Source organism: Mycolicibacterium nivoides, from assembly GCF_003855255.1.
In the GTDB taxonomy this organism is placed as follows: Bacteria; Actinomycetota; Actinomycetes; order Mycobacteriales; family Mycobacteriaceae; genus Mycobacterium; species Mycobacterium nivoides.
Map to the genome: position 1 here is coordinate 4,015,842 of NZ_CP034072.1, position 12,412 is coordinate 4,028,253.

A 12,412-nucleotide genomic window follows, 5' to 3' on the forward strand; every position below is an offset into this window, starting at 1 on the left:
GGCTCACTGGCCTTTCGTGCTGGTGTTGAGCAGGCTGATCGCCTGGCGCGGGCAGGCGTCGACGGCGGATTTGACGTTGTCCCAGGTACGTTGATCCCACTGGCCGTCCGCCGGGGCGGCGCCGGCCACCTCGTCGTCAGACAGGTCGAACACCTCAGGGGCAAGTTGGATGCACAGTGCATGCCCCTCGCACAGACCGGCGTCCACCTGGACCCGGGTCGTGCTCATGTCTTCGGGCATCGGTTTTCCTCAGTTCTGAATTTGATCAATCGATCAAACCGTTAGGATGGCTCATGCTTACCACCCCCGACCTTCGGCGGTCAAGGATCTCGCACGATCAGAAATATCCGTTGTCGGGCAATGGTTTTCGGAGTCTGCACTGATGCCGGCGACGCGATCGACCAAGGACAAGGACGCCGGCACCCGTAAGCGCCTGATCGAGGCGACCGCCCAGGTCATCCGCGACGAGGGGTATGCCGCGGCCACCACCCGGCGAATCGCGGCCGTGGCCGGCGTGCGGTCGGCGCTGGTGTACTACTACTTCGACACCCTCGACGACCTGTACATCGCAGTACTCCGCAGCGGCGCCGACGCGGCCCTGACCCGGCTGCGCGACGCCATCAGCACCGACGATCCGCTGCGAGCGCTGTGGCTGATCAACTCCGACTCGCGGGTGACCGGGCTCAACACCGAGTTCATGGCGCTGGCCAATCACCGCAAGGCGATCGGCGTCGAGCTCAAGGCCTACTCCGAGCGCGTCCGCGACATCGAGGCCGCCGCCATGGCCGGCGTACTCCGCGCCCACGGTGTGGACATGGATGAGTTCCCGCCCGTCGTGATGTCGATGCTGCTCACCCAGTCCGCCCGCAGCCTGTGCAACGAAGAGGCGGTCGGCGTGACCGAGGGCCACGCCGAGTTCCGCGCCTTCGTCGAACGGTTCCTGCGCCGGTTCGGCACCGGCGGAGCTGCTATTTGAGCATGCTCCCAGCGTCCACCGTCACCGGAAGGCCGGTGATGTAGCGGGCCTCGTCGGAAGCCAGGAACAGCACCGCATTGCTGATATCCACAGGCTCCACCCAGCCGATCGGAAGCACGTGCATGAGCTGGGCGACCACGGCCATATCGTCGGGACCCGGGTTCTCCAGGTCGGGACGGAACAGCCGCATCGTGCCCTCGTTCATGAACATCGGGGTGTTCACGTTGGTCGGGCACACCGCATTCACCCGGATCGAGTGCTGGCCCAACTCCACCGCAAAGCTACGCATCAGACCGATCACGCCGTGCTTGGCCGCGATGTAGTGACCGGTGTTCGGGTAGGCCTTGAGCCCGCCGACCGAGCTGGTGAGAATGATCGATCCGCCCCTGCCGCCGGAAATCAGATGCGGCACCGCAGCTTTCACGGTCTTCCAGACCCCCGACAGGTTGACGCCGATCATGTCGTCCCAGTCGGATTCCTTGGTCTCGTGCAGCACATCGCCACCGTTACCGATACCGGCGTTGGCCGCCACGATGTCGAGGCGACCCAGCTGCTCGACACCGCTGTCCACCGCGGCCTTGAGCGCATCGAAGTCCCGCACATCGAGCTCCGCCGTGACGATCCGGCGGTTCAGACCCTTGACCAGGTCAGCGGTCTCGGCCAGATCGTCCGGGGTCGACGCCGGGATCGCGCTGGTATCGGTGATCGGGCTGCAGACGTCGACGGCGATGATGTCGGCACCCTCTTGCGCCAATCGCAGCGCATGGCTGCGCCCCTGCCCGCGCGCCGCCCCGGTAACGAGGGCGACTTTCCCCTCGACTCTGCCAGCCATACGAAATCCTCTCGACGCCATTGTTTGATCGATTGATCAAACAATGAACCCGCAGGGCTGTCAAGAGCAGATTTGAGCGATCGATCAGGGATCGGCGGGAGCGCCGGCGCTGGCGGGCCGACACGAAACTGGGCCCCACCCTTTCGGATGAGGCCCAGCTACGCGCAGCGCGATCTACTCGGACGAGGAGCTCGAGCTTCCCTTGGAGTCGCTGGAGCCCTTGGAGTCGCTGGAGCCCTTGGACTTGCTGGACTCGGTGGACTTGGCTTCCTTGGCCTTGGCCTTGGCTTCCTTGGTCTCCTTGGCCTTGGCCTGCCGGGCTTCCTTGGCCTCGCTGATCTTGGCCTTGATCCGGTCCGTGACCTTGGTCTTGCCCGTGGCCTTGGTATCGGCGGTGACCGACTTGGGCGTCGCAGGCGTCGTGGCAGCCTCGGTGGCAGCCTCATCCGCCACTGCCGGAACGACACTGGCCGCCGGCGTCTCGACCTTCACTGCCTCGACGGCCGGGGTCTCGACCTTCGGGGACTCGACAGCCGGGCTCTCAGCCTTGGGCGCCTCGACGGCCGGGGCCGCTTCCTTGACCGACTCGACGACCGACTCGACGACCGACTCGGTCAACGCCGCCTTGGGCGTAACCGCGGAGACCAGCTGAGCGGAGACGCTCGTCGGCACCGCCGTCGGAGCGGCCTCCGGGGTGTTGTCGATGGCATTGGCGAGGGTCTTGGGGATGTTCACCAGCAGGTTCTGCAGCAGACCCGCGACCACCCGGGCGCCCCCCTGCTCGCCGGGCTCGGCCCAGGTGAGCAGGGCCGGCCACTCGGTGTAGCCGCCGGTGCCCGTCTCGGGGTCGGGGTCGGAGTACTTGAATCCGTTGAGCGCCGCATTGACGAGGATCCCCGGCGTGTTGACGACGGCGTTGAAGGCTCCCTGGATATCTCCGGCGGCCACGGTGGTGCTGATCGCCTCGGCAACGCGCGCGAGCTCGAACACCGGACCGCTGACCGTTGCGAAGGCACCCTGGAACACGGCGCTGACGACGACACTCGAGGTGAAGGTGGCAGCGATCAGGTTCGTGACGTTCTGCGCGATCTGCTCCGGGATGCCGGCCAGGTACTCGGTTCCGCCGCGCGGAATGCCCGAGAGGATGAACCCGGGAGCGATCAGCGAACCGAAGGCGCCCTGGAACGCGTACAGCATGGAGTGGTTGAACCAGCGGTATGCCTCGCCGATGTCTCCGGCCTCAAGGGCGGCCTGCGCCTGCGCCAACCGCGCCTGCCCGTTGGGGCCGTTGTACCAGTTCTGCAGGTTGGTGGGGATGGCCTCGAACGCCGCGCCGAACTTGGCCGCGTAGCCCAGCTGGTTCTCCAGCACCTGGTTCAGCAACGGTGCCGGATTAGCTGCGATCGCGGAGCCCAGCAACTCGAGGTTGCTGAAGGTGTTGCTGAACAGCGTCCCGTAGACGTCGACCGGTGACGCGGTGGCGTCCATCGTCGCCGTCAGGTCATAGGCGAGGGTCTGGGCCTGCTGGAGGATCGTCGGGTTCTGGGCAACCGGGGTCACCGCGATGGCGCTGGCACTCACCATGGCGACGCCGGCAATGAGGAACCGATCCTTCCGGCTCACCGCAGGGGCGGCGCCGGAGGAGAGGGCAGGTTGAGGCACAAAATCTCCCTGAAAGCTGATAGTTGACTGAGGAACGACCAAAAATTAGCTTAGCTTTCCCTAAATATCAATAGGTATGCCTACCCTGACTTCCTGCAGCGTAAATATGCGCTGGGCACACGAACTGGGCCCCCTCCGTTGGAGGGGGCCCAGTCTGTGTCAACGATGAAAAGTCAGAGCCAGGTATCGGATGTGGTGGCGGTGAGGAACGCATCCAGATCGTCACGCCACTGCGCCGGGGTGTTCTTGTCCGGCTCGATACCCGTGTACTCGCCGCGGTAGAACAGCAGCGGCCGGGGCTTGCGTTTGGGGACTTCGGACAACGAGTGCACCGCACCGAACACCACGAAGTGGTCACCGCCGTCGTGCACGGAGTGCACATCGCAGTCGATGTGGGCGAGGCTGCCGTCGATCACCGGAGAGCCGAGTTCCGATGGCGTCCAGTCGATCCCGGCGAACTTGTCCGGCGCCTTGGAGCCGAATTGCGCTGACACATGCTGCTGCTTCTCGTGCAGCATGTTGACGCAGAACTTCCCACTGGCCTCGATGGCCTGCCAGGCCCGCGACTGCTTGGTGGGGCAGAACAGCACCAGCGGCGGGTCGAGCGACAGTGCCGCAAACGACTGGCAGGCAAAGCCGATCGGCACGTCATCGTGCAACGTCGTGATGACGGTGACGCCGGTGCAGAACTGGCCGAGCACATTTCGGAACGTACGCGGGTCGATCGGCTGAGTGCTGGTCATCTGTTCCTCGCGCGAGCGCTCGTCACTGTCACTTGAAGCCCACGGAGAAGTCGTGGCCCCAGAGACTGATCCCGACACTCTCCCGGGCGATCCAGCTCTCGTCCTCGACTTCGAGTCCCTCACAACCGAATTCCATGTCGAACCCACCCGGGGTCTTCATGTAGAAGGACAGCATCTTGTCGTTGATGTGCCGGCCCAGCGTCGCCGACATCTTCACGTTCCGGCGGTTGGCGCGATCCAGGCACAGGCCGACGTCGTCGGAGTTCTCCACCTCGACCATCAGGTGCACGATGCCGGTCGGGTTGGGCATCGGCATGAACGCCAGCGCGTGGTGGCGCGGGTTGCAGCCGTAGAAACGCAGCCAGACCGGATCGCCGTCGGCGGGGCGGCCCGCGAGCTGCGGGGGCAGCTGCATCGAGTCGCGGAGCTTGAAGCCCAGCACGTCCTGGTAGAACGCCTGCGCTGCCGCGTCGTCGTTGCAGGTCAGCACCACGTGCCCGAGACCCTGCTCAGCGGTGACGAACTTGTGGCCGTACGGACTGACGAACCGGCGGCCCAGGTACTGCGCGCCGTAGAACGCCTCGAGCACGTTGCCGGCAGGGTCGGAGAACCGGATCAGGCCCTCGACCCGGCGCTCGCGGATCTCATCCTTGGTGCCCTCGACGAAATCGACTCCCGCCTTGGACAGGTTCTCCCGCACGTTCTGCAGCGCGGGTGCATCGGCGACCTCCCAGCCGGAGATCAACAGCCGGTCCTGATCGCCGGGCACAATCACCAGGCGAGCCGCGAAATCGTCCATCCGCAGGTAGAGCGCGTCGGGGATGGCCCCCTCGCCCTCAACCATGCCGAGCACTTTCACGCCGAACTGACGCCATGCCGCCACGTCGGTGGCCTCGATGCGCATGTAGCCCAGTGCCTTGATGCTCATCTGTTAACCCCCAAGGAAATCGATGGTGAGTTTGTTGAACTCGTCGAACTTCTCGACCTGAGCCCAGTGTCCACACTGCCCGAAGACGTGCAGCTGTACCCGCGGAATCTGCTTGAGCGCGACCAGTGCGCCGTCGAGCGGGTTGACCCGGTCCTCGCGGCCCCAGATCAGCAGCACCGGCTGACGCAGCTTGTACACCTCGCGCCACATCATGCCGAGCTCGAAGTCCGCACCGGCGAACGACTTGCCCATCGCCCGGGTGGCGGCCAGCGACTCCGGCGTGCTGGCGATCGCGAACCGCTCGTCGACCAGCTCAGGGGTGACCAGCTTCTGGTCGAACACCATGATCCGGATGAAGGCTTCCAGGTTCTCGCGCGTCGGTTCGAAGTTGAACTTGGCGAGCGCCTTGACGCCCTCGGTCGGGTCCGGCGCGAACAGGTTGACACTGAGTCCGCCGGGGCCCATCAGGATGAGCTTGCCCGCCCGGTCCGGGTAGTCCAGCGCGAAGCGGACCGCGGTGCCGCCGCCGAGCGAGTTGCCCAGCAGTGGGATCCGGCCCTGCAGACCGAGGTGGTCGAACAGCCCGAGCAGCGCCTTGGCGCTGTAGCGGTTGTACTGCTCGTGCTCGGTGTGCTTGTCGGAGTGCCCGTAGCCGGGCTGGTCGACCGCGAGCACGTGGTAGTGCTCGGCCAACACCGCGATGTTGCGGCCGAAGTTCGACCAGCTCGATGCGCCGGGGCCCCCGCCGTGCAACAGCACGATGGTCTGCGCGTTCGGGTCACCGGCCTCGTGGTAGTGCAGCCGCATGTCATCTCTGACCTGGGCGTACCGGGAGGTGGATTCGAAGGTGATCTCCTGCGTCGCGGTCATGTATCAGACCATCGTGTCGGCCGGGGGCAGGCCGAACTCGTTGTTGCCGAAGATCAGGTAGGCGCGCTCGGGATCGTTGGCCGCGTGCACGCGACCGGCGTGCGCATCACGCCAGAACCGCTGCACCGGAGCGTCATTGGACAGCGCAGTGGCACCCGAAGCCTCGAAGAGGCGGTCGATCGAGGCGATCGACCGGCCGGTGGCCCGCACCTGATCGCGACGGGCGCGGGCCCGCAGCTCGAACGGGATCTCCTCGCCGGCGACCAGCAGCGCGTACTCTTCGGCGACATTGCCGGACAGCTGACGCCAGGCGGCGTCGATGTCGCTGGCCGCCTCGGCGATCCGGATCTTCGCGAACGGATCGTCCTTGGCCTTCTCGCCTGCGAAGGCCGCACGGACACGCTTGCCCTGATGCTCGACGTGCGCGTCGTAGGCGCCGTAGGCCATGCCCACGATCGGGGTGGAGATGGTGGTGGGATGGATTGTGCCCCAAGGCATCTTGTACACGGGAGCGGTGTTGGTCTCATAGCCGCCGGCGGTGCCGTCGTTCATCGCCTTGTAGGACAGGAAGCGGTGCTTGGGCACGAAAGCGTCCTTGACCACGACGGTGTTGCTGCCGGTGCCGCGCAGACCGACCACGTTCCAGACGTCGTCGATCTTGTAGTCGCTGATCGGGATCAGGAAGCTGCCGAAGTCGACCGGCCGGCCGTCCTTGATGACCGGGCCACCCAGGAACGCCCAGGTGGCGTGGTCGCAACCCGAGGACCAGTTCCAGGAACCGTTGACGATGTAGCCGTCACCGGTCTCGGTCACCACACCAGCACCCATCGGGGCGTAGGAGGAGGAGATCCGAACCGCGGTGTCCTCGCCCCAGACATCTTCCTGAGCCTGCTGATCGAACAGGGCCAGGTGCCAGTTGTGCACGCCGATGATGCCGGCCACCCAGCCGGTGGAACCGCAGGCGCTGGCCAGGCGCCGGACCGCCTCGTAGAAGACCGTAGGGTCGCACTGCAGGCCACCCCACTGTTCGGGCTGCAGCAGCTTGAAGAAACCGATGTCTTCCAGCGCCTTCACGTTCGCATCGGGCAGCTTGCGCAGATCCTCGGTCTCCTGAGCGCGCTCACGCAGCGTCGGCAGCAGTTCATCGATGCCGGCCAGAACCGCCTGCACGTCACGCTGTTCAATGGATGTCACGGAAATGCCTCCCAAGATTCGGACTGCGATAAGCGCGAGCTGACCGCCTAGACAGAGATTAGAACACGTTACGATTTGTGTCGAGTAGCGCCTTGCAATGGTGGGCTGGACCAGGGCAAGTACGTTTTTGTAACATGTTCTAGTTATGAGCGAAGAAAGGGTCCGGCCGTGACTGATGAGCCACTGGGCAGCCATGTCCTCGAACTGCAGGTGAGTGCGGTCATCGAGGAGACGGCCGACGCGCGGTCCCTGGTGTTCTGCGTACCGAGCGGTCCAGGAGACCCGGTGATCCCTTCCGAAAAACTCCGCTACGCCCCGGGGCAGTTCCTGACCCTGCGGGTACCGAGCGATCGCACCGGCTCGGTGGCCCGTTGTTACTCGCTGTCCAGTTCGCCGGTGACCGACGATCAGCTGACCGTCACGGTCAAGCGGACCGCCGACGGCTATGCGTCAAACTGGCTGTGCGACAACGCACACGCCGGGATGCGGATGCACGTGCTGGCCCCGTCCGGGACGTTCGTGCCCAAGAATCTCGACACCGACTTCCTGCTGCTGGCCGCGGGCAGCGGTATCACCCCGATGATGGCGATCTGCAAGTCCGCGCTCGCCGAGGGCAGCGGCAACGTCGTCCTCGTCTACGCCAACCGCGACGAGAACTCGGTCATCTTCGGCGCGACCCTGCGCGAACTGGCCGCCAAGTACCCCGACCGGTTCACAGTCGTGCACTGGCTGGAGACCGTGCAGGGGCTGCCCAGCCCCGCCGCGCTGGCCGGGCTCGTCGCGCCCTATGCCGCTCGCGAGGCCTTCATCTGCGGGCCCGGACCGTTCATGGCCGCGGCCGAGCAGGCGCTGCAGCAGGCCGGTGCCGCCGACGAGCGCATCCACATCGAGGTGTTCAAGTCGCTGGACTCCGATCCGTTCGCCGCCGTCGTCATCGAAGAAGACGACAGCGATCAGGGGCCGGCCACCGCGATCGTCACCCTGGACGGCACCACCCACGAGGTCCGCTGGCCGCGGTCGGCCACGCTGCTCGACGTCCTGCTGGACAAGGGCCTGGACGCGCCGTTCTCCTGCCGCGAAGGCCATTGCGGCGCATGCGCGGTGCTCAAGAAGTCCGGAGACGTCGAGATGAAGATCAACGACGTGCTCGAACCCTCCGATCTCGACGAAGGCCTGATCCTGGGTTGCCAGGCCACGCCGGTGTCGGATTCGGTCGAAGTCACCTACGACGAGTAACGAGCGGATACCTTTCTTGACGATGACGATCAACAGGCTCTTCGCAGCGAGCGCGGCGGCGGCGCTGACCGCGGCGGCATTGACGTTCCCCGCGTCGGCCACTGCGGCCGCGAACTCGGCCGTCACCTCGATCCCTAGTCCCCAGGGCACGATCGAGATGCACGTCAACGCCGACTGCGCGGGCACACAGTGCACGTTCAACACGCAGGCCAACCTGCTCACACCGGACGGCCCCATCGGTTTCCCGGGTGACGCGTGGGCGCGGCAGACCATCACGCTGCGCAGCACGAACAAGGACACCTGGCAGGAGGCCTCCTACAGCGCGCCGGCCGGGATGCCCCGGGAGATCAAGGGCTCCAACCACGACAACGTGCTGTCCAAGCTGTACCGGTCGGTCAACAAGGTCGAGATCTCGGCGACCTACTTCGGCGGCGGACCGATCGAACGGTTCCGCATCGAGGGTGTGTCGACCCCCACCGAGTGGCGGACCGGCCAGCCCAACACGAAGGACCAGTTCATCATCTGCTCAGTGATCCAGGTGGTCTTCGGAGGGGTCAACCTGACCACGCCGACCGCCTGCACCCAGACCGGCTTCTGACATGTGCCTGTCCACGAGCTTGCGCCACCGGCGGTGCCGGTAGGCGTAGATCCCGCGGGCAAGCATCACCACCAGGGAAGTGAGTCGGCCGGCGTCGATCTCGACGGTGTCGCTGTACCGGCACGACTGATCGGTGACGGGTTCGACGTGCAGGGTGTGGTCCCACGAGCGCAGCACCCCGCCGTGCTCGTGGGTGCGGATCGTGCGGATGCTGTCGTCGACTTCGAGAACCTCGATGGTGTGCCGGTAGGCCGGGATCAGGTGGAAGGCGAACAGCCAACCGGTGCCCCGGTCTCCGGCCCGGAACGGTTCGGTACGGCCGGCCAGAGCCGGCACGCCGAACAGACCGCGGCAGACGTAGAGAAATGTCGGGACCTGCTGCATGGCCTGCCAGACCCGTTCGGTGTCGGCGGGCAGAATCGTTTCAACGTGGATGCGCTGCATGTCACCAATTCTCGAGAGCCGCGCAGCGGCTGACTACTCGCTTTTCGTGCGGAGGCGACGATGACCCCGACCGACCGATTCCGGCCCCGTAAGCAGCCAAGACAGCAACGCGCGGTCGAGACCCGGCAGGCCATCCTCGACGCGGCGGCTCGCGTTTTCGCCGAGTACGGGTACGCCGCGGGCACCACCAACCGCATCGCCGAAGCAGCGGATCTGTCGATCGGCTCGCTGTATCAGTACTTCCCGAACAAGGACGCGATCCTGTCGGCGCTCACCGACGCGCATGTCGACGCCGGTGCGGCGCTGCTGCGCGAGCGCACGGCCGAAGGCCTGCCCGAATCACTCGAAGACCTGCTTCGGCTGTTCGCCCGGGCGACCATCGACAACCACCGCGATGACACCCGCCTGCACCGCGTGCTGTTCGAAGAGGCTCCTCGATCGCCGGGCCTGCTGAACCGGCTGCACCACACCGAAGAGGACGCCGTCAGCGCGGCAAAAGCCTTGCTGGACAGCCATTCCGCCGTGACGGTGGCCGACACCGCATTCGCCGCACGCATGGTGGTCGCGACCGTCGAGTCGCTGACACACCGACTGCTGGCATGCGAGAAGCCCGCCGATGCCGAACAACTCGAGGACGGCATCGTCGCGATGCTGTCGGCGTACCTCCGGGGTCACTAACCCGCGCGAGCAGACGCGCAGGTACCCGAAAATGACACTTCACGGGTACCTGCGCGTCTGCTCGCGGAGGTAGTCCTAGCGCGGCAGGCCGAGCAACCGCTCACCGGCGACGGTCAGCAGGATCTGCTCGGTGCCACCGGCAATCGTCAGGCAGCGCGTGTTGAGGAAGTCGTGCACCTCGCGGTTGCGCACCACACCGCCGCCGTCGGACAGTTCCAGCCGGAACTCCGCCAGCGTCTGGCGGTAGCGCACACCGATCAGCTTGCGGGCGCTGGCCTGCGCCCCGGTGTCCTGACCGCTGACCGCCAGCTGGGCGATCCGCTGATCCAGCAGAGAGCCCACCTGAGCCGTCAGGATCAACTCGCCGAGGCGGTCCAGATCGGCCGGGTCCACGTCCGGCTTCGCGCCGAGGGTGCGGAGCAGTTCCTCCATCGGATTGCCCAGCGCAGTCCCGCCGGCCATCGCCACCCGCTCGTTGGCCAGCGTGGTGCGGGCCAGCCGCCAGCCGTCGTTGACGGTGCCCACCACCATCTCGTCGGACACGAACACGTCGTCGAAGAAGACCTCGTTGAACAGCTCGTCACCGGTGATCTCCCGCAGCGGGCGGATCACGATGCCCGGCGTCTTCATGTCGATCAGGAAGTAGGTGATGCCCTTGTGTTTCGGGGCATCGGCGTCGGTACGCGCCAGGCACACGCCCCAGTGCGCCTTCTGCGCGGCCGAGGTCCACACCTTCTGGCCGGTCAACTTCCAGCCCGGCTCACCGTTCGGGCCTTCCGCGCGAACAGCTTTCATGCGCAGGGCGGCCAGGTCGGACCCGGCGCCCGGCTCCGAGAACAGCTGGCACCAGGCCAGGTCACCGCGCAGGGTCGCCGGCACGAACTGGTCGATCTGGGCGGGGCTGCCGTGCTCCAGGATGGTCGGCACCGCCCACCAGCCGATCACCAGATCCGGGCGCTCCACCTCGGCCGCGGCGAGCTCCTGGTCGATCAGCAGCTGCTCGGCCGGAGATGCGTTGCGGCCGTAGGGACGTGGCCAGTGCGGGGCCAGCAACCCGGACTCGGCCAGGGCCACCTGGCGCTTTTCCACCGGCAGCGCGGCCACCTCGGCGACCGCGGCACTGATCTCCGGGCGCAGACCCGCCACCGAGTCCAGATCGATGCGCAGCTCACGCCGCACACCCTGCTGGGTCAGTGCGGAGACCCGGCGGATCCACCGGCGCCGGCCGCCGAGTGCATGCGAAATCCCATATGCGCGACGCAGATACAGATGCGCCTCGTGCTCCCAGGTGATGCCGATACCGCCGAGCACCTGAATGCAGTCCTTGGCGTTGACCTCGGCGGCGTCGATGCCCGCGGCAGCCGCCACCGCGGCGGCGACCGACAGCTGCGAGTCATCGGATTCGGACACCGCGCGCGCCGCGTCGGCCGCCGATACCGAAATCTGCTCGGAGCGCAGCAACATCTCGGCACACATGTGCTTGACCGCCTGGAAGCTGCCGATCGGCTTGCCGAACTGCTCGCGCACCTTGGCGTACTCGGTGGCGGTCTGCAGGGTCCAGCGCGCCAGGCCGGCGGCCTCGGCCGCCAGCACGGTCGCGGCTATGTCCTCGAACCGCTGCCGTGAGACCTCGAGCACCTGCGCGGGCGCCGAATCGAGCACGACCCGGGCCAGTGGCAGGGAGAAGTCGGTGGCGGTGAGCAGTTCGACACTCACGCCGGCGGCACTCCCGTCGACCAGAACCACGCGGTCCCCGGCAGGCAGCAGCAGCACCCCGGCGGCGTCGGCGCCCAGGACGTACTCGGCGATGCCCGAAACCTTGTCGCCGCCGGACAGCGTCAGGTCCGCCTCCAGCGCCGCACCGGCGGTGCGCTCACCCGACACCAAGGCCTCGAGCACGGCCTCATCGGTCACGATCAGGGTGGCCAGGGCCGTGGTGGCCACGGGACCGGGCACCAGCGCGGCAGCGGCCTCGTCGACCATCGCGCACAGGTCCTCGACCGTGCCGCCGGCCCCGCCCTGCCCCTCCGGAACGGCAACGCTGAAGATGCCTAGTTCGGCGAGACCTTGGAACGGCCTGCGCCATGCATCGGCATCATGTTCGCCTGATCGGACCGCCGCGGCGGTATCGGTTGCACCAGCCCAGCTCCTTACCAGGTCACGGGCGGCAAACTGCTCGTCGGTGATCGTCGCAGACGCGCCGGACATGGTGGACCTCCTAGCCCCTAAAGCGAGAAGTCCGTGCTTCCCA

General features: G+C 66.5%; 13 protein-coding genes. 4 read left to right on the plus strand and 9 right to left on the minus strand.

The window, feature by feature from the left end:
• Positions 1-3 precede the first annotated feature (3 nt).
• Complete coding sequence (locus EH231_RS19550; RefSeq protein WP_234927306.1) at positions 4-240, minus strand: ferredoxin; 237 nt, start codon at positions 238-240, stop codon at positions 4-6.
• 142 nt (positions 241-382) lie between these two features.
• Between EH231_RS19550 and EH231_RS19555 the strand changes: the two genes are divergently transcribed.
• Entirely contained in the window at positions 383-976 is a 594-nt protein-coding gene (locus EH231_RS19555) for a TetR/AcrR family transcriptional regulator (RefSeq protein WP_124713120.1), read from the plus strand.
• Here the strand turns inward: EH231_RS19555 and EH231_RS19560 are convergent.
• The 6 genes from EH231_RS19560 to hsaA form a co-directional block, all read right to left on the minus strand.
• Positions 969-1,808 carry a mycofactocin-coupled SDR family oxidoreductase gene (locus tag EH231_RS19560; RefSeq protein ID WP_090430518.1) on the minus strand — a complete coding sequence of 280 codons (840 nt, stop codon included), beginning with the start codon at positions 1,806-1,808 and terminating at the stop codon, positions 969-971. The genes EH231_RS19555 and EH231_RS19560 overlap by 8 nt on opposite strands.
• 174 nt (positions 1,809-1,982) lie before the next feature.
• A complete protein-coding gene (locus EH231_RS19565; RefSeq protein ID WP_241177773.1) occupies positions 1,983-3,470 on the minus strand; it encodes a hypothetical protein in 1,488 nt (495 codons plus the stop codon).
• A gap of 173 nt (positions 3,471-3,643) precedes the next feature.
• Positions 3,644-4,213 (minus strand): 3-hydroxy-9,10-secoandrosta-1,3,5(10)-triene-9,17-dione monooxygenase reductase subunit, encoded by a 570-nt coding sequence (gene hsaB / locus EH231_RS19570; RefSeq protein WP_090430514.1) that lies wholly within the window; start codon positions 4,211-4,213, stop codon positions 3,644-3,646.
• A 28-nt stretch (positions 4,214-4,241) separates the two neighbouring features.
• Positions 4,242-5,141, minus strand: a complete 900-nt coding sequence (gene hsaC, locus EH231_RS19575) for an iron-dependent extradiol dioxygenase HsaC (protein WP_090430512.1) — start codon at positions 5,139-5,141, stop codon at positions 4,242-4,244.
• Positions 5,142-5,144: 3 nt separating this feature from the next.
• Positions 5,145-6,011 carry a 4,5:9,10-diseco-3-hydroxy-5,9,17-trioxoandrosta-1(10),2-diene-4-oate hydrolase gene (hsaD, locus tag EH231_RS19580; RefSeq protein ID WP_055117946.1) on the minus strand — a complete coding sequence of 289 codons (867 nt, stop codon included), beginning with the start codon at positions 6,009-6,011 and terminating at the stop codon, positions 5,145-5,147.
• A 3-nt stretch (positions 6,012-6,014) separates the two neighbouring features.
• Positions 6,015-7,205: a 3-hydroxy-9,10-secoandrosta-1,3,5(10)-triene-9,17-dione monooxygenase oxygenase subunit gene (gene hsaA / locus EH231_RS19585; protein WP_044520783.1), complete on the minus strand. Its 1,191-nt coding sequence runs from the start codon at positions 7,203-7,205 to the stop codon at positions 6,015-6,017.
• Positions 7,206-7,373: 168 nt separating this feature from the next.
• Here hsaA and EH231_RS19590 point away from each other — a divergent pair, with 168 nt between their 5' ends.
• Both EH231_RS19590 and EH231_RS19595 read left to right on the plus strand, forming a co-directional pair.
• Positions 7,374-8,441: a ferredoxin--NADP reductase gene (locus tag EH231_RS19590; RefSeq protein WP_090430510.1), complete on the plus strand. Its 1,068-nt coding sequence runs from the start codon at positions 7,374-7,376 to the stop codon at positions 8,439-8,441.
• A 28-nt stretch (positions 8,442-8,469) separates the two neighbouring features.
• The gene (locus EH231_RS19595; protein WP_164481220.1) at positions 8,470-9,039 is read left to right on the plus strand and encodes a hypothetical protein; all 570 of its coding nucleotides are present in this window, start codon (positions 8,470-8,472) and stop codon (positions 9,037-9,039) included.
• Here the strand turns inward: EH231_RS19595 and EH231_RS19600 are convergent.
• Positions 8,968-9,483 carry an Rv1443c family protein gene (locus EH231_RS19600; protein ID WP_124713121.1) on the minus strand — a complete coding sequence of 172 codons (516 nt, stop codon included), beginning with the start codon at positions 9,481-9,483 and terminating at the stop codon, positions 8,968-8,970. The two genes, EH231_RS19595 and EH231_RS19600, sit on opposite strands and share 72 nt — an antisense overlap.
• A 60-nt stretch (positions 9,484-9,543) precedes the next feature.
• Between EH231_RS19600 and EH231_RS19605 the strand changes: the two genes are divergently transcribed.
• Positions 9,544-10,161, plus strand: coding sequence for a TetR/AcrR family transcriptional regulator (locus EH231_RS19605; RefSeq protein ID WP_124713122.1), 618 nt, complete (start codon positions 9,544-9,546; stop codon positions 10,159-10,161).
• Positions 10,162-10,236: 75 nt separating this feature from the next.
• On the opposite strand, the gene EH231_RS19610 is transcribed toward EH231_RS19605, so the two are convergent.
• The gene (locus EH231_RS19610; protein ID WP_124713123.1) at positions 10,237-12,369 is read right to left on the minus strand and encodes an acyl-CoA dehydrogenase family protein; all 2,133 of its coding nucleotides are present in this window, start codon (positions 12,367-12,369) and stop codon (positions 10,237-10,239) included.
• Positions 12,370-12,412: the final 43 nt, after the last annotated feature.